This is a genomic window from Solimonas marina, from assembly GCF_012241385.1.
Lineage (GTDB): Bacteria > Pseudomonadota > Gammaproteobacteria > Nevskiales > Nevskiaceae > Solimonas > Solimonas marina.
Genome location: NZ_JAAVXB010000003.1, coordinates 463,793 through 486,485, shown reverse-complemented (window position 1 = coordinate 486,485; position 22,693 = coordinate 463,793). Strand labels below are relative to the sequence as shown.

20 protein-coding genes and 1 tRNA gene are annotated in these 22,693 nt (G+C 64.8%); 8 read left to right on the top strand and 13 right to left on the bottom strand.

Annotated elements, in window-relative coordinates; translation table 11 throughout:
* The 3 genes from G7Y82_RS08405 to G7Y82_RS08395 form a co-directional block, all read right to left on the bottom strand.
* Positions 1 to 698: MotA/TolQ/ExbB proton channel family protein (locus tag G7Y82_RS08405; protein ID WP_366515639.1), on the bottom strand; the 698-nt coding region annotated here is incomplete at its 3' end.
* A gap of 118 nt (positions 699 to 816) precedes the next feature.
* Complete coding sequence (locus G7Y82_RS21695) at positions 817 to 1,434, bottom strand: energy transducer TonB (RefSeq protein WP_168147608.1); 618 nt, start codon at positions 1,432 to 1,434, stop codon at positions 817 to 819.
* A gap of 294 nt (positions 1,435 to 1,728) precedes the next feature.
* Positions 1,729 to 1,804, bottom strand: a tRNA-Thr gene (locus tag G7Y82_RS08395).
* Positions 1,805 to 1,916: 112 nt separating this feature from the next.
* Between G7Y82_RS08395 and G7Y82_RS08390 the strand changes: the two genes are divergently transcribed.
* Complete coding sequence (locus G7Y82_RS08390; protein ID WP_168147561.1) at positions 1,917 to 2,864, top strand: methyltransferase domain-containing protein; 948 nt, start codon at positions 1,917 to 1,919, stop codon at positions 2,862 to 2,864.
* Between the two features lie 9 nt (positions 2,865 to 2,873).
* On the opposite strand, the gene G7Y82_RS08385 is transcribed toward G7Y82_RS08390, so the two are convergent.
* Positions 2,874 to 3,131 (bottom strand): YkgJ family cysteine cluster protein, encoded by a 258-nt coding sequence (locus G7Y82_RS08385; RefSeq protein WP_168147560.1) that lies wholly within the window; start codon positions 3,129 to 3,131, stop codon positions 2,874 to 2,876.
* Between the two features lie 35 nt (positions 3,132 to 3,166).
* Here G7Y82_RS08385 and tesB point away from each other — a divergent pair, with 35 nt between their 5' ends.
* Both tesB and G7Y82_RS08375 read left to right on the top strand, forming a co-directional pair.
* A complete protein-coding gene (gene tesB, locus G7Y82_RS08380) occupies positions 3,167 to 4,027 on the top strand; it encodes an acyl-CoA thioesterase II (protein WP_168147559.1) in 861 nt (286 codons plus the stop codon).
* Between the two features lie 107 nt (positions 4,028 to 4,134).
* On the top strand, positions 4,135 to 5,433 hold the full coding sequence (locus G7Y82_RS08375) for an esterase/lipase family protein (protein ID WP_168147558.1): 1,299 nt from the start codon (positions 4,135 to 4,137) through the stop codon (positions 5,431 to 5,433).
* On the opposite strand, the gene dusB is transcribed toward G7Y82_RS08375, so the two are convergent.
* Entirely contained in the window at positions 5,373 to 6,362 is a 990-nt protein-coding gene (dusB, locus tag G7Y82_RS08370; RefSeq protein WP_168147557.1) for a tRNA dihydrouridine synthase DusB, read from the bottom strand. The genes G7Y82_RS08375 and dusB overlap by 61 nt on opposite strands.
* 231 nt (positions 6,363 to 6,593) lie before the next feature.
* Positions 6,594 to 7,409 carry a BUD32 family EKC/KEOPS complex subunit gene (locus G7Y82_RS08365; RefSeq protein WP_168147556.1) on the bottom strand — a complete coding sequence of 272 codons (816 nt, stop codon included), beginning with the start codon at positions 7,407 to 7,409 and terminating at the stop codon, positions 6,594 to 6,596.
* Between the two features lie 115 nt (positions 7,410 to 7,524).
* Here G7Y82_RS08365 and G7Y82_RS08360 point away from each other — a divergent pair, with 115 nt between their 5' ends.
* The 5 genes from G7Y82_RS08360 to G7Y82_RS08340 all read left to right on the top strand — a co-directional run bounded on the left by G7Y82_RS08360 (position 7,525) and on the right by G7Y82_RS08340 (position 14,536).
* On the top strand, positions 7,525 to 8,235 hold the full coding sequence (locus G7Y82_RS08360) for an esterase/lipase family protein (RefSeq protein WP_168147555.1): 711 nt from the start codon (positions 7,525 to 7,527) through the stop codon (positions 8,233 to 8,235).
* 104 nt (positions 8,236 to 8,339) lie between these two features.
* Entirely contained in the window at positions 8,340 to 9,005 is a 666-nt protein-coding gene (locus tag G7Y82_RS08355) for a TetR/AcrR family transcriptional regulator (RefSeq protein WP_168147554.1), read from the top strand.
* Positions 9,002 to 10,432 (top strand): TolC family protein, encoded by a 1,431-nt coding sequence (locus G7Y82_RS08350; protein ID WP_168147553.1) that lies wholly within the window; start codon positions 9,002 to 9,004, stop codon positions 10,430 to 10,432. Before G7Y82_RS08355 ends, G7Y82_RS08350 begins: the two co-directional genes overlap by 4 nt.
* Position 10,433: 1 nt before the next feature.
* A complete protein-coding gene (locus G7Y82_RS08345) occupies positions 10,434 to 11,468 on the top strand; it encodes an efflux RND transporter periplasmic adaptor subunit (RefSeq protein ID WP_168147552.1) in 1,035 nt (344 codons plus the stop codon).
* A gap of 8 nt (positions 11,469 to 11,476) precedes the next feature.
* Positions 11,477 to 14,536 carry an efflux RND transporter permease subunit gene (locus G7Y82_RS08340; protein WP_168147551.1) on the top strand — a complete coding sequence of 1,020 codons (3,060 nt, stop codon included), beginning with the start codon at positions 11,477 to 11,479 and terminating at the stop codon, positions 14,534 to 14,536.
* A 30-nt stretch (positions 14,537 to 14,566) separates the two neighbouring features.
* Here G7Y82_RS08340 and G7Y82_RS08335 read toward each other — a convergent pair whose 3' ends face one another.
* From G7Y82_RS08335 to G7Y82_RS08305, 7 genes are all read right to left on the bottom strand, one after another.
* The gene (locus tag G7Y82_RS08335; RefSeq protein WP_168147550.1) at positions 14,567 to 14,917 is read right to left on the bottom strand and encodes a helix-turn-helix domain-containing protein; all 351 of its coding nucleotides are present in this window, start codon (positions 14,915 to 14,917) and stop codon (positions 14,567 to 14,569) included.
* Positions 14,918 to 15,006: 89 nt separating this feature from the next.
* Positions 15,007 to 16,161, bottom strand: coding sequence for a hypothetical protein (locus G7Y82_RS08330; RefSeq protein WP_168147549.1), 1,155 nt, complete (start codon positions 16,159 to 16,161; stop codon positions 15,007 to 15,009).
* Positions 16,161 to 17,522: a COG4315 family predicted lipoprotein gene (locus G7Y82_RS08325; protein ID WP_168147548.1), complete on the bottom strand. Its 1,362-nt coding sequence runs from the start codon at positions 17,520 to 17,522 to the stop codon at positions 16,161 to 16,163. Before G7Y82_RS08325 ends, G7Y82_RS08330 begins: the two co-directional genes overlap by 1 nt.
* Positions 17,522 to 18,868, bottom strand: a complete 1,347-nt coding sequence (locus G7Y82_RS08320; protein ID WP_168147547.1) for a DUF1552 domain-containing protein — start codon at positions 18,866 to 18,868, stop codon at positions 17,522 to 17,524. Before G7Y82_RS08320 ends, G7Y82_RS08325 begins: the two co-directional genes overlap by 1 nt.
* A 25-nt stretch (positions 18,869 to 18,893) precedes the next feature.
* Positions 18,894 to 20,567, bottom strand: coding sequence for a DUF1592 domain-containing protein (locus G7Y82_RS08315; protein ID WP_366515638.1), 1,674 nt, complete (start codon positions 20,565 to 20,567; stop codon positions 18,894 to 18,896).
* Positions 20,568 to 20,647: 80 nt separating this feature from the next.
* Entirely contained in the window at positions 20,648 to 21,205 is a 558-nt protein-coding gene (locus tag G7Y82_RS08310) for a hypothetical protein (RefSeq protein ID WP_240954143.1), read from the bottom strand.
* Complete coding sequence (locus tag G7Y82_RS08305) at positions 21,202 to 22,680, bottom strand: sodium:solute symporter family protein (protein WP_168147606.1); 1,479 nt, start codon at positions 22,678 to 22,680, stop codon at positions 21,202 to 21,204. The genes G7Y82_RS08310 and G7Y82_RS08305 overlap by 4 nt, the downstream gene beginning before the upstream one ends.
* Positions 22,681 to 22,693 lie beyond the last annotated feature (13 nt).

The window sequence follows — 22,693 nt, the reverse complement described above, 5'->3', positions numbered from 1 at the left end:
CCGATCGCGGTGAGGGCGTGGTAGATGCCCCAGACCGTGCCGAACAGACCGACGAACGGCGCCGTCGAACCCACCGTCGCCAGCACCGCCAGGCCGCCCTGCAGCTTGCTCTGGATTTCTTCGACCGAGCGGTTCACCGACATCGTGATCCAGCTGTTCTTGTCGATCTGCTCGACCATCGTGCCTTCGTGATGCGCTTCGGCCTTGACGCCGGTGTCGGCGATGTACCAGAACGGCGTGCCGGTCTTCAGCACGCTGACACCTTCAGCGGCGCTCTTCGACGTCCAGAACTTGGCGTTCGCGTCCTTGGCCTGGCCGTAGACCTTCTGCTGTTCGATCAGCTTCATGATCATGATGTACCAGGTCGACGCCGACATGATCAGCATGATGATCAGTACGCCGCGTGCGACGAAGTCGCCCTGCGCCCACAGTGCCGACAGGCCGTACGGGTTGTCGACTTCCGCCATCTTGTTGCCGTCCGGCGCCGTGCCGGCGTCTTCAGCCGGGGCCGACATGTCGTCAGCCGGAGCCGGCGCAGCCGCGCTGTCATCGGCCGGTGCCGCAGCCGGATCGGCCGGGGCGGTCGTTGCCGGGTCGGCCGGCGGGGTTTCGGTGTCCTGCGCGTACGCCGGCAGCGCCGCCGTAATCACCAGAAGGCTAGCGGCGGCGAGCGCCTTGCAAGAATCCATGAACGACATCGGACATCTCCAGATAGGTTGCGAAGTCTTGGGCAACAAGTGGGCGTTACGGCTTCCGGCCAATCGGGTGCCGGGCTTCTGATACTTCCTGAACAAACACAGCTTTCATTCTTCGGCGCTATTCGGCGCGGAACGTGTACTTCAACGCGCCCCAGGCCGGCACCTTCTGGCCATCGACGATGGCCGGCTGGAACTGGCACAGGCTCAAGGCCTTGCGGGCCGCTTCATCGAGGCGGTTGTAGCCCGACGAGGTCTGAATGCGGCTGTCGGTGACCTTGCCATCGACGCCGACCTTGAGCTGCAAGACCACCGAGCCTTCTTCGCCCAGACGCTGCGAGATCGGCGGGTATTCCGGCGCACGGCAGCCCTTGCCGGTCACCTTCAGCGGGAACGACGGCGGCGCCTTCGGCGGGGCCGGCTTCGGCGGCGGCGGGGTCGGCGCCTTGTCCTGCACGGTGATCGTGTTGGTCGGCGGCGGGGTCGCGATATTGATTTCCGGCGGCGGCACGAACGGCGGCGGCGGCGTGTCGAGCTTCGGCGGTGGTGGCGGTGGCGGCGGCTCGTCCGGCGGCTTCACTTCCTTGATGATCTTGGTCTCGATCGGCGGCGGCAGCAGCTCAATCGCCTTGCGCGCCAGTCCGTTGACCAGTGCCCAGATCAGGACCACATGAAACACGATCACGGCGCCGATGCCGAAAAAGCGGCGGCTTTGATTGGGCTTCTGACCGAATTCCATTGCCAAGGGTTTACTCCACGAATTTTCGACGTAGGACTGATGCCAACATCATGCCAATGCACTGAGGCAGGGTGCCGAGTATACCGACGCGCCCCCCATACAAAATGGCAGAAAACCCCCATTTTTGACTAAACGGGGCGTCAGTCGGCCAACGTTTAACAAACAGCGCAACAAAGACCGCTCGGAAAGACAACGACTCATCATCTCCACGCCGATGACACGCATGTGACACGTTGCCAGCAACAGGCAACGTTCAGGTGTCGCGCATCATCGGGGCAGGACACAGCACAAGCTTGGTGCCGACAGCAGGAATCGAACCCGCGACCCACTGATTACAAATCAGTAGCTCTACCAACTGAGCTATGTCGGCGCGTGCCGGATTGTAACGGGTAACTCGAATGATCCGGCAAGCGCCGCGCTACCGGCTGTCGGATCGGCGCACGATAATGCGCCTCAGACCCGGATACGCCGAACCCTCACGCATGAGCGAAATCGAACTGCACCGCAAGCTGCTTGGTGATCACGCACGCAACGCAGCCTTTCATCGCGCATTGCAACAGCGCATCACCCCGGGACGCACCAAGGTCCTCGATATCGGCGGAGGGACTGGCTTTCTCTCGTTTCTTGCGCGAAAACTGGGCGCCGCCGACGTGACGATGATCGAATACAGCGATGCGCTGGAGCTCGCCGAGGAACTGGCGCGGCGCAACCGCATCGACGGCCTGTCGTTTGTGCGGGCACATTCGATCGAGTGGCGGCGCAAACTCAACGTCGATCTGGTCGTGACCGAAACGCTCGGCAATTACGCGCTCGAAGAGAACTTCCTCGAAACGGCAATCGACGCGCGGCGCTTTCTGAAAGCTGACGGCCACATCATCCCCGGCCGCCTGCGCCAATACGTCGCCCCGGTTCTGCGGTCGCGCCTGCAAAGCGAAATCGATATCTGGCCCGATGTCGGCTACGAGCTCGATCTGACGCCGGCTCGAACGATCTCACTCAATAATATGTATGTGCGCGACATCGTCCCCGACGACGTCGGCGCCGCCCCCCAGCTCGCACAATGCTGGGATGACCTCGACGTTCGGCCCGGACGTCGCGTGCCCGACAGCCATCGCCGCAGCACGACAACCTGGACCGCTGAAGCGCTGCCCGGCGCACGCGTCGATGGCTTTGCCCTTTGGTGGGAAGCCGAGTTGATCGAAGGCGTGTCGATTTCAACATCGCCATACGACGCGCCGACCCACTGGCAGCAGATTTACCTGCCGCTGCTGCAACCCCATACCCTGCAGCACGGCGACCAGCTGGAGCTGAGCTTGAGCTCCGACACACGCCCGGAGGTCGGTGTGCGCGTGGGCTGGAAGACCCGGCAGCTTCGCGGCGGCAAGGTCGTCGGCGCACAGTCGCTCGACAGTCTGCGCGGTCAGCTGTAGCGCCCGCCGTCACCGCGACCCGGTCAGCCGCTCCAGCTCGTCGAGGTGGCGCAGCGCGTATTCGCGGCTGTCGCCGCACATCTCCGGGCCAGGCCGCAGACTCGCGCAGACCTGCGGCCGCCGCGGGTCACCGAACAGCGCGCAGGCCAACGTCGGCGTCAAATGGGGGCACGGCAAGCCGGCCGGCTTGCCGTCCGGCAGCCCCGGCATCGGCGAGGAGATCGACGGCGCAATGCAGCACGCGCCACAGCCTGTGCGACACTTCATCGAAATTTCACGGCGCTGCCGACCCTGCTCAAACGATGAACCGCATTCTCAAGGACCTGCTGAACCTGCTCGATCTCGAAACCCTCGAAGACAACCTGTTCCGCGGCGAATCGCGCGATCTCGGCGGCAAAAGCGTCTTCGGCGGTCAAGTCATCAGCCAGGCACTCGTGGCCGCCACTCGAACCGTTGACGATGGCGCACCGCATTCGCTGCACGCCTATTTCCTGCGTCCCGGTGACATGGCCAAGCCGATTGTCTACGAAGTCGACCGCATTCGCGACGGCCGCAGCTTCAGCGCCCGCCGCGTCCAGGCCATCCAGAGTGGCCAACCGATTCTGTCGATGATGGCATCGTTCCAGCGCCCGACGTCCGGCTTCGAGCACCAGTTGCCGATGCCCGCAGTGCCCCCGCCCGACGCGCTGAAACCGCTGAGCGCCTGCACCGATCAATGGCTCAATGAGATGCCCGAGACCAGCGAGCGCGCACATCGCGCGCTGCTGCGCGAAACCGCCATCGAATTCCGCCCGATCGAGCCCCGCAACCCGCTCAAGCCGACCGCCCTCGAGCCGCGCCAATCGTTCTGGTTTCGTGCGTCGGGCCAGTTGCCCGACGACCCGTTGCTGCACCGCTGCGTGCTCGCCTACGCATCGGACTTCCACCTGCTGTCGACCGCATTACGCCCGCATGCGATCAGCTGGCTCAGTGACGGCGTCAGCATCGCCAGCATCGACCACTCGCTGTGGTTCCACCGCGAGCTGCGAGCCGACGACTGGCTGCTCTACGTGATGGATTCGCCGACGGCGCAAGACGCCCGCGGCCTGTCGCGTGGGCTGTTCTACGACCGCGCCGGCCGGCTGGTCGCCAGCGTCGCACAAGAAAATCTGATGCGCGGCTAACCGCATCGCCCGCCGTGGCGCCATGCGCCACTGGCGCCGCCGCCACTGCCGATTGCCGGCGCGATGGCAGATAGTGCACAAGTGTTCACTATCTGCCATTGATCGTCATGCCCTCCTTGCCGGCCATACACCACCAGCCGACACCGCGCCTTCCCGGCGCCATCGAGCTTGCCGCCGACGTTTTCGATCGGACGACGGAACACATTCACGCATTTCACCGTGCGATCGCAGCACGGCCGTTTGCACCGCTGCAGGCCACCCCGGCACTGGGTCACGCCGTGGCGCCGATCCGCGTGTTGCATGACGGCATCACCGATGCGGTCTATCGCGGTGTACGTGACGGTGGCGCGATCGGCTTCGGCGTGGCGACCGGCATCGCACGCCTGCTGGCCCGCAGGGACGGCACGGCGCCGCCCGCCGCGGCGCCGCACCTCGACACCGCCACCAGCGCATTGGCCGGCCTGATCGGCGATCACCTCGCCGGCCGACGCAACCCGCTCGCACCGCGCTTCGGTCTTTATCGCAACGGACTCTGCATTGGCCGTGACGCGGACTCGCTGCGACGCGCCTATCCGGACGCGCAACCGCGACTGGCGCTGTTCGTGCACGGGCTGTGCTGCAACGAAAGCAGCTGGCAGCTCTATCGCGACCCCTCGCGCCCTGAGACCCGTGGCTACGGTGAGCGTCTGCAGGCGATCGGCTACACGCCGCTTTACCTTCGCTACAACACCGGCGCGCACATTTCACAGAATGCCGAACGCTTGGCGCGGCTGATGAAGACCCTCGATCAGCACTGGCCGGTGCCGGTCGAAGAGATCGTACTGATCGGACATAGCATGGGCGGCCTGATCCTGCGCGCCGCCGCCGCTGCCGGCCTGCGCCGCAGCGACGCCTGGACCCGCAAGGTGCACGCGTTGTTCTGCCTCGGCTCACCGCATCTCGGTGCGCCGCTCGAAAAAGGCGTGCAGGCATTGACCGAAGTCCTGCAGACCTTCGACCTGTCGCGGCCATGGGCGGGAATCTTCGAGGCGCGCTCAGTCGGCATTCGCGATCTGCGTCATGGCGCGACCTCGAGCGCCGATTGGCGGCGCGGCGTTCATGCCCCGCAACGCCTGGCACAGCTACCCGGCGTGCGCTACCACTTCATCGGCAGCAGCATGGGTCGCGATGCCAACGACCTGATCGGACACGCTGTCGGCGACGGCCTGGTCAGGCTGCCGAGTGCGCAAGCTCGCAAACTGGCGGACGCCGACACGGCAACCCTGTTTCGCCGGCATCACATGCACTTGCTCAATGACCCGGAAGTCGGCGCGCTGATCGAGGCGCGCTTACTGAGAACCCGCCCTCAGGCCGCCGCGTCGCGCATCGGCTCGTCGAAGAAGCGCTCGACCGCATCGCGCTGCTGACGCACGTCGGTGACGCCGTTGATGCGGCGCCAGAATTCGTCGGAACCGGCCTGCGCCTGGCAGTACCACTGAATGTGCTTACGCGCGACGCGCACCCCGCGGCCTTCGCCATAGAAGGCGTAAAGCGCATCAAGATGCTCAAGCAGCCAGTGGCGGATCTCGAAACGTGACGGCGCCGCCAGATGCTCGCCGGTGTCGAGGAAGTGCGCGATCTCGCGAAAAATCCACGGCCGACCTTGTGCCGCACGACCAATCATCAGCGCGTCGGCCCCGGTTTGCCGCAGCACGTCGCGTGCCTTTTCCGGGCCGTCGATATCGCCATTGGCAATCACCGGAATGCGCACGGCCTGCTTGATCGCCGCGATCGTCTCGTACTCCGCGCGCCCACCGTAGTGCTCTTCGCGCGTGCGGCCATGCACCGCGAGCGCCCGGATTCCAGCATCCTCGGCGATCTTCGCGATGGCCACGCCATTGCGCTGCGCGCGCGCGTAGCCGGTGCGAATCTTCAGCGTTACCGGGATCTTGCGTTCCGCAGCGGCGGCGACCACTGCCGCGCAAATGCGCGCCACCAGCACCTCATCACGCAATAGCGCCGACCCGGCGTCGACACGGCAGACCTTCTTCGCCGGGCACCCCATGTTGATGTCGATGATCTGCGCGCCCAACGCCACGTTATGACGTGCGGCATCGGCCATCTGCTGTGGATCGTAGCCGGCAATCTGCACCGAAATCGGCGCATCCTCGCCCTCGTGATCCATGCGCAGTCGCGACTTCTCGGTATGCCAGAGACTGGCATCGGACGTCGTCATCTCGCTGACCGCCAGCCCGGCACCGAGCCGTCGGCACAGCTGGCGGAACGGCCGATCCGTAACGCCGGCCATCGGCGCCAGAATCAGCGGAACGTCGATGCGATGAAATCCGATTAACATTTCTTCATTGTCGCGTAAGTCACTGCGATTGCGTAGAGGAACTGACGAAATTCAGGAAAACTGAAAGCGGGCGTCAAATCATTTCGCTGGAAGCCGATTCGGGAAAGGCCTATCGTCTCGGTCTTCGGAACCCCCCTTCCGAAATTGCGCCGCCCTTCCCCCGATCCCTGGCGGCGCAGCCCCCGACGGCGGACCTCCCCCGGTCCGCCGTTTTTTGTGCCTGTCTGTTTTCTAGAGCAGCGCCGTCAGTGCCGGCGAATCGAGCAGTGGCAGCAGCATCGCGGGAATGCTCAACGCCGCCGTCAGGTCGCGGCCGATCCAGCGCCGCGGCAGCGGCCGCAACGGCGCCAGGACCCGAGACAGGACCGGCAGATTGCGGCGCAGCGCGGCGACCATCGCCGGTGGCGGCCGACAGCGCAGGTACGCGCGCAAAGCCTCGACGAACCAGCCACGCAGTGCGCCGCTGCAAAGACGCCATTTCGCCAGCGACAGCAGGAACAGACACAGGTCGCGCGCCTGCGCATCGGCCAGCGACATCACCCGCAACGGATCCTCCTCGAAGTCGAGGAAGGTCACACGCGCGCCGTTGTAGGCAATGTCCTTGAAGAACGGGCGGCCGTGATACTCGCCCGCCGCGTGGATGCGCCCGAGCGCTTCCGCAGCCCGGATCACGGCAAGCCGTTGCGCGGTGCGGTCGTCACACGCCGCCAGAAAGCGCGACAGCGTTGGCCCGGCATCGGCGGTCAGCAGATAGGCGTCGCCACAGGCCAGCACCTCCGGCGCCGGCAGCGCCAGCGCCCGGAATCGCCGAATGCGTTCGCCTTCATGCTGAAGCTCACCACCGCTACGGCTGGCCGTGGGGCGCAGCATCGGCGCCGGGATCAGCATCACCAGCAGGCGCTGCAGGTCATGCCAGAAACGCCACTTCGGCCGCCCAGGCAGCTTCAGCCACGCGCGCCCCTCGCCCAGACGCAACGCGAACACGCGCGAGCCGCCGGCGGCAGGACCACTGGGCGGCATGTCGATCATCGCGGGTGGGCGGTACATGAGCGTCTCTGTCGCTGGCATCAGCGCGTCAAGTCGTTAGTAGACTAATCTTTTTTAACGTTCTATTAACATGACATGCGGTAGCCGCCACACCTCCACTCCCTGATCTCGCACCATGGCCTACGATCCAGAGCTTCGAGCCCCTTCGCCCCGTCTGCTGCTGCTGGAAGGCCGCGCCGCCGTCGAACGCGCGCGCTTCACCCTGCAGCGCCGGCGCCTGCTCCGCGAGCTGCCGCGCGGCGATGGGCAGCCGGTCATGATCATCCCCGGCTTCAGCACCAGCGATGCCACCATCGCGCCGCTGCTCAGCCTGCTGAACGACCTCGGCTTTCACGCCCAGGGCTGGGGCCAGGGCCGCAACATGGGCATGCGCGGGCCGGTCAAGGCCGCCCTCGCAGCACGCTTGTCCGAGATGGCGGCAGCGCACGGCCCGATCACACTGGTCGGCTGGAGCCTTGGCGGCGTCTTCGCTCGCGAGATGGCGCGGCATCAGCCGCAAACCGTGCGTCGCGTCATCACGCTCGGCAGCCCGATCAACGGCCACCCGGACGCCAACAACATGGTGCTGGCGTTCCGCCTCACCAATCGCGGCAAGGCCCAGAAGACCGACGTCGAAGGGTTCAAGCGCCGGATCGAAGCACCGCTGGTGCCGTGTACGGCCGTACACACACGCAGTGACGGCATCGTCGCCTGGCAGGCCTGCCTCGAAGAGCCGGCGCCGAACACCGAAAACCTTGAGGTGCGCGGCACACACTTCGGCCTGCCTTACAACGGTGAGGTCGCGCGCTTGATCGCCGAGCGCCTGGCCCGCCCCGATTGGGGCTGAAGCCTCGACGCCGCCTTGGGTGGTTTTGCCGACTAAATTTAAACAGCTGTTGATTCGCTGACACCGCGTCAGTAAAGTCACCCCATCGCACAGGGGGAGACGTTGTGGCGAATCTCAGCCGCCAGCGTCGCGACGAGGAAAAAGAGCAGCGTCGCGAAGCGATCATCGATGCCGCCGAGGTGGTGTTTGCCGCGCACGGCTTTGAACACTGCAAGATGGAGGACGTCGCGCGTCAGGCACGCGTGTCGCGGGCGCTCGTCTACCTCTACTTCGGCAACAAGTCCGAACTGCAGCTCGCCGTCTGTGTGCGCGCCCTGCTGAGCTTTCGCGAGCGTCACGCCACCGCCGCTGCCGCCGCGGACCGAGGCTATGACAAGATCATCGCGATCGGCCGAGCCTACATGCGCTTTGCCAACGAACAGCCGCTGTATTTCGCCGCGTTGTCGCGCTTCGAGGCCCACCGCCCGGAGACGCTTGCCCTCGGCTCCAGCGAACGCGCGGTCCTCGACGTCGGCTACAACATTCATGAGCTGACCGTCGGCGCCCTGCAACACGGCATGCGCGACGGCTCGATCCGCCAGCTCGACGACCCGCTGCTGGTCGCCATCACGCTGTGGAGTTATACCCACGGCGCGATTCAGGTGGCGCAGACCAAGGGACCGTTCCTCGAGGAGGCCGGCATTGCGACCGGCGCGCTGCTCGATCACGCGATCGAACTGGCGATGCGCGGCCTCGCGCCCGACACCGATCAGTCGGACCGCCCGACATGAGAGCCGCCCTGGGACTCGGGCTCTTGCTGCTGGCCCCGATCGCACATGCCGAGGAAGCGCCGGCGGCCGACGCCCCAACGGTCCGCGTGGTACCACTGACACAGGCACGTGACGACACGCGACTGCAGGCGTATCTCAACCAGGCACTGGCCGCGAATCCCGCACTGGACGCGCGCAACGCCGACGTTCAGGCCAGCGACGCCGACCTGCTCGCGGCGCGGGCGCAGCAATGGCCACAACTGAGCCTCAACGCCCGCTACACACACGCCGATGGCGGTCGCACCATCGACATTCCCACGGGGCAGCTGCTCAATCCGGTCTACGACACGCTGAATCAATATCTCGAAGAACGCGGCGAGCCGCCGCAATTCCCGAACATTTCCGATCAGCGCATCAAATTCCTGCGCTCGCACGAACAGGAAACCAAGCTGACGCTGAATGCCCCGCTGATCGACGTATCGCTGTGGGCCAACGTCGATGCCAAGCGTGCGCTGGCCGGCGCCAGCCGCGCCGATCGCGAAGCCTATGCGCGGTCCCTGGTGCGCGAACTCAAACGCGCCTACTACGGTGCCGTCGAAGCCCAGGCCGCCGTCGGCATCCTCGAAGCCAGCCTCGCCGTGCTCGTCGAGAACGTGCGTGTTTCGCAAGCGCTGGTCGATGCCGGTAAGGCCACGCGCGACCGCGTGCTGCGCGCCGAGGCCGAGCGCCTCGACACCGTGCAGCAGCTCGACGCGGCGCGCGCCCGCGCCGCGCAGTCCAAGCGCCTGCTCAACATGCTACGCGCACAGCCCGACGACGCACCGCTGGAATTGCCAACGCCGGCCGAGTTGCCACTGCCGCCGAGCCGCGACGATGACGACATCCGTACGCGACCGGAGCTGCGCGCCCTCGACGACAACCTGCTGGCCTCGCAGGCCAGCGAGCGCGCGGCGCGTGGCGCCAGCCTGCCGACGCTGGGCATTGCCGCCGATTACGGCATCCAGGGGGAGGAATATCACTTCAATGACGACGCGCAATTCGACACCGTGTCACTGGTGCTGCGCTGGCAACTCTGGGATGCCGGCACGCGACGCGCACAGCGCCGCAGCGCGCGCGCGCAAAGTGCCGGCCTGCTGTCGCAGCGTGAAGATCTGCAGCGACGACTGGTGCTTGCGCGCCGCGCCGCGCGCGAGGATCTGGATACCGCAAGACGTGCGATCGACACCGGTCGCGCGCGACTGGAGGCTGCCGAGGAAGGCTTCCGCATCGCCGAGCGCAAACGCGACGCAGCGGCGTTGTCGCAGATCGAATTCCTCGATGCCGAACGCACGTTGCGCGAAGCCCGACTGCAGCTCGCCATCAATCGCTGCGACGCGCTCGACCGCGCTGCCGAACTCGAGCTCGCGAACGCAAGCTATGCCCTTCCCGCCACGCTGACGGCTCCGTGAAATGACCTTCACCCGCACCCTGCCGCTGGTTCTCGCCGTCGCGCTGGCCGCCTGCCGCCATGAAGCGCCGCCGCCCGCCGCTAGCGCGCGCCCGGTCCATGTCGCCGCGGTGCGGCAGGGCCCGGCCGAGGCGCCGATCGTCGCCAGCGGCGTGCTTGCCACCCGCGACGAAGCGCAACTCGCGTTCAAAACCGGCGGCATCGTGCGCAGCATCGCCGTACGACCGGGCGACCGTGTCGACGCCGGGCAAGTGCTCGCCGAGATCGACACGACCGAAGTCGATGCCGCCGTCACGCAGGCACAGGCATCACATGACAAGGCAGCACGCGACCTCACGCGTGGGCGCACGCTGTTCGCCGACGATGTCATCACCCGCGAACAGCTCGATGACCTGGGCACCGCCGAAGCCGTGGCGCGCGCTCAACTCGACGCAGCGCGCTTCAATCAGGCCCACGCCCAAATCGTCGCGCCCGGCCCCGGCACGGTGTTGCAGCGCCTCGTCGAGCCACGCACGACGGTCGCCGCCGGCCAGCCGATCCTGGTGCTGAGCCAATCGCATTCGGGCCACGTGCTCAAACTCGGCCTGGCCGATCGCGATGTGGTTCGCGTCCAGGAAGGCGACACCGCACGCATCCGCTTCGACGCCTACCCGCAGCGCAGCTTCGCCGCACACGTGCAGCAGATCGGCCACGGCGCCGATCCGCGCAACGGCACCTTCGCCGTCGAACTCGCGCTCGACGGCGCCGATGGCCTGGACAACCCACCCAGCGGCCTGGTCGGCACCGCAACAATCGCCGTGCGCGGCGACGGCAACACACGCAGCTATGTACCGCTCGGCGCGCTGGTCGAGGGCGATCAGCACGCGATGATGCTGTTCACCACCGATGGCCGCACGGCGCAGGAACACAGCGTCGGCGTCGCCTTCGTCAGCGGTGACGACGCGGCCCTGATCGACGCGCTGCCCGACGGCACGCGTGTCGTCACCGACGGCGCCGCCTACCTCGATGACGGCGACGCGGTCCGCCTCGTTCCCTAGCGCCGGCCATGCGCATCTCCGAATTCGCGGTTCGCAACGTGCCGTTCATGCTGGTCGCGGTGCTGCTGCTGGCCGCGCTCGGCATCTCGGCGTGGATGAAAATCTCGCGCACGGAGGATCCGCACTTTCCGATCTCGGCGTTCTCGATCGTCGTCGTCTACCCCGGCGCCGATCCGCAGGAGATTGAACGACAAATCGTCGAGCCGTTCGAGGATGCTGTCCACACGCTCGACGAGGTCAAGGAAATCACGTCGACCGCCGACGACAGCCTCGGCATCATCCGTGTCGAATTCGAGGCCTATACCGACGCCGACAAGAAATACGACGAACTGACCCGCGAAGTCGACGCGCAATCGCGCAAGCTGCCGGACGGCGTCGCCAGCATCGAGATCAACAAGATCAATCCCGGTGACGTCAACATCGTGCAGTACGCGTTGATCTCGAAGACTGCGACCTACCGCCAGCTCGAGGACGCCGCCGACGATCTGCAGGATGCGCTCGAACGGGTGCCGGGCGTCGACAAGTCCGAAACCTGGGCTTACCCGGATCGCGAACTGCGCGTCGAGCTGGACCTCGAGCGCATGGCGGCACTGCATGTGACGCCGACGCAGGTGCTCGGCATCTTGCAGGCCGACAACACCAACGTGCCGGGCGGCGCCGTCGACGCCGGCACGCGACGCTTCAATATCAAGACCAGCGGTGCCTACCGCAACCTGCAGCAGATTCGCGACACCGTGGTCGCCGGCAGCGGCGACGGCGTCATCCACGTCCGCGACATCGCACAGGTGCGCTGGGACAGCGGCGACTACGACTACGTCGCGCGCTTCGATGGCCAGCGTGCGGTCTACGTCACGGCCAATCAGAAAACAGGCCGCAACATCTTCGATACCAAGGCCAACATCGACGCGGTCGTGTCCGACTTCCACAAGACCCTGCCCGCCGCCATCACATTGCAGCTCGGCTTCGATCAGTCGAAAAACGTCGCGTCGCGCCTCGATCGGCTCGGCCACGACTTCATCATCGCCATCGTGCTCGTCATCATCACCTTGCTGCCGCTGGGGCTGCGCGCCGCCGGCATCGTCATGGTGTCGCTGCCGTTGTCGCTGCTGACAGGGCTCGCAGCCCTTTACTTCGCCGGGTTTTCGCTGAACCAGCTGTCGATCGCCGGCTTCGTCATCGCCCTAGGCCTGCTGGTCGACGACTCCATCGTCGTCACCGAGAACATCGCGCGTTTCCTGCGCATGGGGCATACGCCGGACGAAGCGGCGATGCGTGCCACCCGGCAGATCTCGCTGGCCGTGCTCGGCTGTACGGCGACGCTGCTGTTTGCGTTCGTGCCGCTGCTGTCGTTACCCGGCAATGCGGGCAAATTCATACGCTCGATGCCGCTGGCCGTGGTCTGCACCGTCGCCGCATCTTTGTTGGTGTCACTGACGGTCATCCCGTTCCTGGCCTCGCGCGTCCTGCCACGCGATGGCAGCGACGAGGGCAATTTCCTGTTACGTGCGCTGCTGCGCCTGATCCACCGCGTCTATGCCCCATGGCTGCATCGTGCACTGGCGCGGCCGCGTCTCGCCGTCGGGCTGTCGGGCCTGGCGTTCGCGCTGAGCTTCCTGCTGATTCCGGCGATGGGGCTGTCGCTGTTCCCGAACGCCGACACGCCACAATTCATGATCGACATCACGACGCCGAACGGCACCAGCCTGTCGCATACCGGCAAAATTCTCGACGACGTCGAAGACATCGTTCGCACCGAGCCGGACGTCACGCACACGCTGTCGAATCTCGGACACGGCAATCCGCGCGTCTACTACAACGTGTTCCCGCACGAGTACGCGAGCAACTACGCGGAAATTTATGTGCAGCTGCGCGCCTACGATCCACAGAAAACGCCGGCTCTGATCGAACGTCTGCGACGCAAACTCGACGACGTGCCTGGCGCCGAAATCATCATCAAGCAATTCGAGAACGGTCCGCCGATCGAGGCGCCGATCGCGTTGCGCATCATCGGCCCCGACCTCGACGTGCTACGCGAATTAGCCGCGAAAATCGAAACACTGATGCGCAACACGCCCGGTGTGCGCGACATCAGTAATCCACTGCGTCGCTCGCGCGTCGACCTGCAACTCGACGTCGACACCGCCAAGGCGGGGCTGCTCGGCGTCTCGGAACTCGATCTCGACCGCACGGTGCGTCTCGCGGTTGCCGGCTTGTCGGCCGGTGATTTCCACGAACCCGATGGAGACAAATATCCGATCGTGCTGCGCGCCGCCATGCAGCAGCGACCGACGTTGACGACGCTTGAAGGACTGCACGTGCCAAGCGCCAGCGGCGCGCAGGTGCCGCTGGCAGAACTCGCCACGCTGAAACTGACTGAAACCTCGCCGCGCATCTATCGACGCAATCGCGAACGTGCGGTTTCGATCTCCGCGTACACGGATGCCGGCTACAACACCGAGGCTCTGACGCATCAACTGCTCGACGGCCTGGCCAGGATGGACCTGCCGCGCGGCTACCGCTACGAAGCCGGCGGCGAACTCGAGGGCCGCCAGGACAGCTTCGCCGGCTTCGGCACCGCCATCATCGTCGCCGTGGCCGGCATCATGGCTGTGCTGGTGCTCGAATTCGGCAGCTTCAAGAGCACGCTGATCGTCGGCGGCGTCATCCCGCTCGGCGTCACCGGCGGCATCGTCATGCTGTTCGTGTGCGGCTACACCTTGAGTTTCACGGCGATGGTCGGCTTCATCGCGCTGATCGGCATCGAGATCAAGAACTCGATCCTGCTCGTCGACTTCACCAACCAGCTACGCCTGCAAGGCAAGCCGCTCGACGACGCCATCGCCGAAGCCGGCGAGATTCGTTTCTTGCCGATCCTGCTGACGTCGATCACGGCGATCGGCGGCATGCTGCCGCTGGCGCTGCAGAACTCGCCCCTGTATTCACCGCTGGCGATCGTCGTCATCGGCGGCCTGATCAGCTCGACATTACTCGGCCGCTTGGTGACGCCGGCACTGTACAAGCTGCTGGCGCCGCCGCTTGAACACAATGTCCCGCGGGTCGTCGACTGATAGCGGGCGGTCAGGCAACGCTCACGAGCCCTAGGTCGAAATCGTGTCGCCGCCCATGGGCGCCCTCGCTGTCGTTACACGCCGAGCGCCCTGCGGGCTGCATGGCGCGCCAACATGAGGCATGGCATGCACCCTGTCGGCGGCTTCGATGCGCCAGTTCAGACAGCCCTCGAGAAATACCTTGCGCAGCAGCTCTGCCATGTTGCGCACGCAAAGCTTTCTGTAGAGCGCCAGACGATGACGTTGGGCGGTCTGCTCGGAAATTCGCAGCACGAGTGCGACATCACGCAAGGTGCGCCCCGAGGACGTCAGATAGAGCACCTGCATTTCGCGCGGCGTCAGTGGTGCATGCCACTGCGTGGGCTTCACAGTCGACTTCACGTCACTACCCGCGGTTGCATGCACTGCTTGAGCAGTGCATGCAACCGCTCACCGCCCGGCTTGCGTCGAAACGTCAAAAGAAGCGTTGCTCACTGGGCGGCCGCCGCAGAATCTTCCTCTTGATGAATGACGTAAACCTGCGTCAATCGCATATCCATCGCCCCGGAGATTGCGGTGTTCTGCCCGGTCTCCGGATCGGGATACCCATCGGCAAGGCGGCGCAGGGCCTTGTAGATCGACGCCGCCGATGCCTGCCCATAAGCCGCATGGTGCGTCGCCCATGACGTATTCATGGCGTAATACCACTGCTCGACGTCGATGAAGCCGGCAAGAACGCCTTCTGCCGACTTCGGCGTCAACTTGAGTCGCAGCTGCGCGCTTCTGAAGATGTTGATGGCCGGATCACCCATGCCATCTTCAGGCACCTGAATCTCCTTGAACGGTTCGGTTTCCAGGACGCCGTCGACGATGTGCCCCTTGGCACTGATGATGAAGCGCTTGCCCCAACGCTCGTCGATACGCTGCGACCCACCCGGCAAATAGTTGCCGGTCGGCCCTGCCAGCAGCGTGTCGAGGGTTCGGTAGTACGAGACGGTCACGTCCGGATCGTTCTTCAGGCTGTCGACACCGGAAAGCTCGAACGTGACACGATTGAACGGCTTCTGCGCACGCCACTTCGTGGTGATGATGCCGAGTTCGCCCTCCTTGCGGTAATTCCGGATGCAGCCGACAACGCGGAACAGTTGGTTGTCGATGCCCTTGCGTCCGTCATCACTCTCGAAATCCTCGGGTGTGTCTTTGCCATCGAGGTTCACGCCAATCGCGTATTTACCGGTTGCCTCATAAAAGGGAAATTCGTCCGGCGTCGTATCCGGGTCCCAGATCGCGGCTTCTCGCTTGAGTTGCGTTTCCGCCAGCGTGCGCTTCTTTCCGTCTTTGGGAAACTCTTCCGAGAACTGCTCGCGCGGGCCGATGTTGAAGCCGTGTGGGCATTCCTGCTTGTCAGGGGTCTCGCGCAACCCCCATGAGACTTCGTCCCAGAGGACATAACCGATGCGCCCGCCGGGCGGCGCCCAGTCCTTGTCGTCCGAGGATGCGACTTCAGGCGCCGCAGCAGCAGGCGCGGGCGGCGCGGCAGCGATGACGGTGCCGTCGAGCAGTAGCGGCAGCAGCGCCACTGCGGCCAGTCCGCGCACGCTAGCCTTGATCGCGAACCGCGAGGAGCGTTCGTTCATGTTGCTCATCATCCACCTCGTCCAAAATCGGAACGCAGCCAGAAGGCCTTGTAGCCATTGCGATAGCCGTAGAACTCGCCCCACTGGTCGGCGCGTTCGTCACCGGGGCCTTGATCACGGTAGTGCGTGTAGACCGGACGCTTGCGGTAAGCCCACACGTAAAGCGCTCCGGGCGCATGTGGCTGGGCGCGCTTGCCGCTCATCGGGTCGATCCACATTGCGGTCCACAACAGGTTATCGCTGGTAACGCCCTGCGAGACTGCGACATAAGGGAAGCGCTCGAGGCAGCGTTTCGGATCGCCGCCACCGCAGACGGTGAAGCGATAGATCTGTGGCGAATCAGGGTTGTCGCAGGCGAGCTGATCAAGCGCGTCGTCCGCACAGTTGTACATATAGACGGTCTTGCCAGCCCTGTCAGCCAGTACCAACCCGGACGGGCTGTTCTGCACGGTGAAGTCAGCCGGCGGCTTCGGCGTAAATTGCTCGTAGACGTTGTACCAGCCCGGTACATCGCTGCCATACATCTTCATCATCGGCTCGCCGATGTGTGTGTACAGCGGTTGCTTGCGGAACGTCCACTGCCGGATGCCCGGCGAGCGCTCGAGGATGCCGAATTCGCCGCGCGCCTTGGCGTAAGCTGGCGCTTCGATCGGCGCCCATTGATCGAGGCACGCGCCCTTGCAATTCGACTGTCCTGCCGTGTCCTGCGAGCTTGCGTAGACCGCGTACTTATCCTCTGTCAGCAGGATACGACCGACAAGATTGGTATCAACCTTGAACTGAGGCGGCACCATCGACGGGGCTTCAGCGGGCTTGCGCACGCCAACTTCGCCGGCCGCCAGCGAATGTGCGCCGTTGACCTCGCCCGGCTGATCGTCGAGTACCGAGGTGTAGAGCGCATAACCATCGTATGCCCACTGGCTGAGTCCGTCGGCACGCTTGACGACCGTAAACTTGCCGACCGGCTCGGCGTCTGCAGCAGCGGTCACCACGGGCCAGATATCGATACAGCTCGGCCGCGTCGCCACTTCCGGCAGCTCAAATCCGCCTGGGTACGGGCTCATCAGGCCGGCGTTCTCGGTGTACTTCGTCCCGTCGCAACTCGGCGCTCCCTTGCGCTCGCCAACCGGGCCGTTACGCAACTGCCGTACCGGCCAGGTGTACAGCGTGTGCCCGCGCGCGTCTGCAAACACCGGCCCTTCCTGCTCGGTGACAACGATCTGGAAGCCCGGCGGCATCGGCACCGGCTCGAACCGCTCCTTGTCCTTCGACGGGGTCTGCGGCCATGGCGACTTACCATCTGCGTGCGCCAGCAACGGCGCCACGGAGAGACCCAGCGCCAGCAGACGCGTGAAGAGTGAACCGGACATCACACCAGGATCTCGCTGAACGCCTTGTCGGTCATGTTGCTTTTGACGCCCCAATTCGGAAGGTCGACGCCCATCGCCCGCATCGCCGTGAACCCGACCCGCGTGACACCTGTGGCTCCGGCGTCGACATGCAGCCCGGTCTTGACACGGCCACCAGCCCGGCCGGCGGTGAATGCCACCATGTTGTTGAGCGAATGGATGCGTGCTTCGCCGTGGTCGGTGTTGGCGTAGATCAGCATGTTGTCGAGCAAGGAACCGGAACCCTCGCGAATCTTGCTGAAGGCCTCGACGAAGTACGCCCACTCTTCAATCGCACGCGACGAGAAGTAAGCGCACTGCGGCTGATAATGAAGCGCACCGTCGATCGGCTCTTCATGCGTGGTCGTGTGGTGGGGCTTCTCGTAGCCTTCCTTGACCGTGTTGGCCTGCGCATTCGAATACGCCATGTTGAACACGCGCGTCTGGTCACAGGCGACCGCCATCACCATCAGATCCGTCAGCATGCGGTGCCGCTTTTCAACCTGCTCGACCTCGACCCCCATCTTCGGGTCCTGTGTGATCACCGGCGGCGCGTGGCAGGCCGCAATCGGCTCCGGCTTGGTGAGCTGCTGATCGAACTGTTTCTCAAGATGCCGCAAGCCAGTGAAATACTCGTCGAGGCGCTGACGATCCGCCGCGCCGACGGTCTTCTGCATGCTCTTGATCTCGTCGAGCACCCCGGAGAGCACGCTACGCCGAACCATGATCCGCGGGTTCGGCGTAAAAGTCGGCGCATTCGGATCCTGAAAGTCCGCACCGAACAGTCGCGTGTAGAACTCCAGCGGCGAAATTTCCGGCGGGTTCGGCGAATTGGCGTTTTCGTAACTGACTGTGTTGCGGAAGTCGCCGGTGGCCGAGGCCGTCAGTGTGCGAAAACGTGTGGTGCGCCCGATCTGGTTGGCGACCGTGATATCCAGGGTCTCGCCCGGTTGCTCTGCGGAACTCTTCGGCGCCTTCCCGGTGCGGCCGATGATCCAGCCCGAGTAGTGACACAGATTGGGTTCACCATCGCGGAAGGCGTTGAGATTGGTAATCAGATTGACGTGCTGCTGCACACGCCCGACTGGCGCGAGCTGCGACGGGATCTCGTAGCCGGCACCCACCTTCTCCGGAACGAAGATGCGGTTGGTCGCGCCAAGCCCCCAGAACCATGTACCGAAGCGGACCGGCAGCGCTTCGCCGGTTGAGGCCCAGGCCTTGCCGTTGTCATCGAGCAGGCAATCGAGCACGGGCAGCGCAACCGCGACCACACCGCCATTGAGGATGCCGCGCAACACATGGCGACGGCTCAGGTTTTTGACTTTCATGAAGGAACCCTCATCGATCTCGGGGTCACGGGTTGGCGGATACGGTCAGCGCGTCGGCCGCCGCGCGTTGCTGCGTCCGTTCTGCCGACTTAAGGTCAGGCAGCGGATAGGTCTTGCGTAGCTTCGGCTCGTAAACTTGGCGGAAGGCGCGGCTGAGCGCGACATCACGCAACAAGTCCGGGAATACATAACCCTGGTCCGCAAATTCAGCCGAGAGATGTTCGAGCACGCGGCGATCGTTACTGTCAGCGGCGGTGCCGGTGCCGTACGCGAACGTGCGGCGCACGGCACACCACGGCACTTGCGGGTTGTCATGCAACGCTTTGCCAAGGCCGACGATGTCCTTGAATTCCACGCCGTCGAGATTGCCGCTGGTATCAATCTCGACACCATTTTCCTCGTGCCGGAACGTTCCGGATCCATCGAAAGCCTCCATCGACAGCCCCATCGGATCCATGATGCGATGGCATCCGGCGCACGAAGCGTTCTGCAGATGGAAGGCAATGCGCTCGCGCGCCGTCTTCACGGAGCCGTCCGGGTTCTGTACCTTCGAGAAATCGACGTTCGCTGGCGGGCGCGGTACGGTCTGGCACAGCATCACTTCGCGCAGCGCCTTACCGCGCAAGGTCGCCGAACTGCGACCCGGATGTGAGTGCAGCGCCTCGAAGCTGACCTGCGTCAGCAGTCCGGCGTGCGGATCGTCCGCCGGGAATTCGTACGGCGTCCAGCCTGGCCCCTGCGCCGCAACCTTGTAGATCGGCGCGAGCGATGGCGACATGAAGGTTTTGCGCGTTGTGAACAGATCACGATAGTCGCCACGATGCGTGATCAGATGGTCAACCACCGTGCGCAAGGTCTGCTCACGCGCATCCACCGCGGTCTCGCCGGTGAAGTTGGGATAGATCGTGTTGTCCTTCGCCAGACGGCTGAAATCCTCAAACGCAAACATGTCGTCGAACAACGCACGAACGCCGGTTTCGAGGCGCGGACTGGCGAGCATACGATCGACCTGTTCGGCGAGCCCCTCGTCGGTTTCCAGCGCACCGCTCTGCGCGGCGTTCAGCAGCTCAGCGTCGGGCGCAGCATTCCACAGGAAAAGGCTCAAGCGCGTCGCCAGCGACCAGCGATCGAGGCGCAGCTGGCCCGGGTGCTCCGGATCGGGCTCGCCGACCTCGGCCACCAACAGCACGTTTGGGCTGATCAAGATGCCTTCGAGCACGACGCCAAGTCCCTGGTAGAAGTCGTGCAGCGATGCGGCAGCGGCGCCGGCGGCGCCGACAAATGCGGCGATCTGATCGTCGGACAGCGTGCGGCGGTACAGCAATGGCGCGACCTGCTCGAAAAATGCCTTGGCGCAAACCGCGTCCGCGGCGTCGGCCGCTGCGGGCTCGCACGGCACGAGGTACTTGCGGCTGTCCTCGCTCATCACCTGCGAAGCGACCTTGCTCGCTGTTTTCTGATAAGTCTCGAGTTGTGCATCCGTGAGGCCGGCAATCGACGCGCCGCTCGCGAGCAGACCATCGGTCCTCGGCAGCGCCGCAAAGCGCGTCGTCGGCTGCACGTTGGCACCGAACACGTAGGCCATCGTGTTCAGATATTGATCCTGCGTCAGCAGCCGCATGCTCATCGGCGTGCCTTTCGACTTCGGCTCGCCACTACCGTGCAGCGCACCGACAGCCGTCGCCACAAGCAAGGTCACTGCGAGTGCCGCGCCACCAGTCATCCACCACGTTCTCCGTGACTTCGGACTGCCTCCCAACCATTTCTGCAGCATCTTGTTCAGGACCTCGTGGGTTTTGACGAACCGGACGACAGCGCCTGACGGCGGTCGAGCGTTCTCAGGATCAAGGGCGCCAAGCGCTGCTCAGCGGCCCCGGGCGTGTTCATGGAGGGGTTCGAGACGTGGACCGAGATGCCGAAGCTGACGTCACCTCGACGCACCGCGAGACCGTCGCCCCACCAAAGCGCTTCGTCACCGATCGCGCGTGGACTCGGCGTTGCAGACAGCACGCCCTGGGCGGCGGCGTCACGAAACGAATCGAGGAATTCATGTGCGCGTCCGCTGCCGACCGGCCACTGCATGGCGTTGAGAATCACGAAGCCTCGGCGCGTGCTGTCTGCACCGGCGGACAGCTTCCATACGCACGACGACGACCACGCACCATTATTTTCGATGCCGGCATCGTGGCGGCTACCAGCACTGACCGGCAGGCCTATGACCTTGCCGATCTGCGCCGCATCGAGCAGCGCACAGGCATCGATGCTCGGCGCCGGCGCAGCAAAGACAACTAGCGGCATTGCTGCGGCAAACATCGCGATGGCGGCCAAGTGATTCAAGGTCGCACACCGCCGACCGACGCTTCGGCATCCGAGAGCACGGCATTGCCAGCCGACGATGGCGCCGTCCGCGACCGAACACGCACACGCTCATCCCAGCGCGCGAGTACCGCCGCCGGGGTCGGCTGGTCGCGCAGGCTGAAGACGATGAAGAACGCCAGACTCGCCCCTAAACCGATGTAGATCGGCAGATTGGCGTAGATGTCCCGCATCACGATCATCGTGCCGATCGTGCCCGCGATTCCGGCAACGATACTGGCGATGGCACCACGCGCCGTCGCCCGCCGCCACAGCATGCCGCCAAGCACCGCGACCATCAGGCCGCCGACGAGGATGTCGGACGCGATCGTCAGGCCGGCAATGACATCCTGCAACAAGCAGGCAATCGTCGCCATGACGATGCCGAAGAACACGATATAGCGCCGGGTGTGCGCGATCTCATCCTGCGTGCCGCTGCCGCGGCGACGACCACGAACATCTTCTGCGGCCACGGTTGCGGTCGCAATCAAGCAGCCGCTCGACGTCGACATGATCGCCGACAGCGCCCCGGCGACGACGATTCCGGCTACGCCGACCGGCAACACATGACGGACGATCTCCGTGTACACCGCGTCACGGCCTACGAGGTCAGGCAACAGCACTTTCGCCGACATGCCGATCAGCGCGCCGGCGATGCCATACGCGAAGCCGTAGCCCGCCGCAGCGAGGCCTGCCCATCTCGCGACGCCGTCGTTTCGGGCGGTGAACACGCGCTGCCACAGGTCCTGGCCGATCACCATCGTCGGCACATACAGGATCACGTAGGTAAAGATGCTGCCCGGACCGATCGCCGTCCACTCGAACGCCTCGGCTGGAAGCTTCTCGTGCAACCCTTCAAACCCGCCGGCCTTGATCAGCGCCGCCGGCAACAGCACAAGGAAGATGCTGATGGTCTTGAGAACGAACTGCACCATGTCCGTCAGCGTGATCGACCACATGCCGCCGAGTACCGCGTAGGTGATCACCACACTGCTACCGAGCAGGATCGCCGGGACCTTGCCGATGTCGAACAGCACCGAGAAGATCACGCCATACGCAATCGTCGAAGTCACCGAGATCATCAACGTGTAGGCGAGCATGACGATGCCGGAAACCCGGGTCCCCATTTCGCCGTAGCGCAATTCGAGCATCTGACTGACGGTGTAGACGCGCAGGCGATTGATCAGCGGCGCCAGCAGCAGGCTGATCGCACCGACGCCGGCCGACATCGAAAACACCAGCCAGACGCCCGACAGACCGTGCTGGTAGCCAAGGCCGATGCCGCCGAGCGTCGCGCCGCCCCCCATGACCAGGGCGGCGAGCGTTCCGGCATAAAAGAACGGGCCGAGACGGCGGCCCGCCACGAGGAATTCCGCCTGCGTTTTCGCCCGGAGCTTGGCGTACCAGCCGATGCCGATCATGCCCAGCATGTACAGCGCGATAACCAGTAGATCCATCATCAACCCCCGA

Bases quoted from the DNA above. Each gene is read 5' to 3' on its own strand.
- G7Y82_RS21695 (WP_168147608.1), bottom strand. From the start codon at position 1,434: ATGGAATTCGGTCAGAAGCCCAATCAAAGCCGCCGCTTTTTCGGCATC.
- G7Y82_RS08390 (WP_168147561.1), top strand. From the start codon at position 1,917: ATGAGCGAAATCGAACTGCACCGCAAGCTGCTTGGTGATCACGCACGC.
- G7Y82_RS08385 (WP_168147560.1), bottom strand. From the start codon at position 3,131: ATGAAGTGTCGCACAGGCTGTGGCGCGTGCTGCATTGCGCCGTCGATC.
- tesB (WP_168147559.1), top strand. From the start codon at position 3,167: ATGAACCGCATTCTCAAGGACCTGCTGAACCTGCTCGATCTCGAAACC.
- G7Y82_RS08375 (WP_168147558.1), top strand. From the start codon at position 4,135: ATGCCCTCCTTGCCGGCCATACACCACCAGCCGACACCGCGCCTTCCC.
- dusB (WP_168147557.1), bottom strand. From the start codon at position 6,362: ATGTTAATCGGATTTCATCGCATCGACGTTCCGCTGATTCTGGCGCCG.
- G7Y82_RS08365 (WP_168147556.1), bottom strand. From the start codon at position 7,409: ATGTACCGCCCACCCGCGATGATCGACATGCCGCCCAGTGGTCCTGCC.
- G7Y82_RS08360 (WP_168147555.1), top strand. From the start codon at position 7,525: ATGGCCTACGATCCAGAGCTTCGAGCCCCTTCGCCCCGTCTGCTGCTG.
- G7Y82_RS08350 (WP_168147553.1), top strand. From the start codon at position 9,002: ATGAGAGCCGCCCTGGGACTCGGGCTCTTGCTGCTGGCCCCGATCGCA.
- G7Y82_RS08345 (WP_168147552.1), top strand. From the start codon at position 10,434: ATGACCTTCACCCGCACCCTGCCGCTGGTTCTCGCCGTCGCGCTGGCC.
- G7Y82_RS08340 (WP_168147551.1), top strand. From the start codon at position 11,477: ATGCGCATCTCCGAATTCGCGGTTCGCAACGTGCCGTTCATGCTGGTC.
- G7Y82_RS08330 (WP_168147549.1), bottom strand. From the start codon at position 16,161: ATGAGCAACATGAACGAACGCTCCTCGCGGTTCGCGATCAAGGCTAGC.
- G7Y82_RS08325 (WP_168147548.1), bottom strand. From the start codon at position 17,522: ATGTCCGGTTCACTCTTCACGCGTCTGCTGGCGCTGGGTCTCTCCGTG.
- G7Y82_RS08320 (WP_168147547.1), bottom strand. From the start codon at position 18,868: ATGAAAGTCAAAAACCTGAGCCGTCGCCATGTGTTGCGCGGCATCCTC.
- G7Y82_RS08305 (WP_168147606.1), bottom strand. From the start codon at position 22,680: ATGGATCTACTGGTTATCGCGCTGTACATGCTGGGCATGATCGGCATC.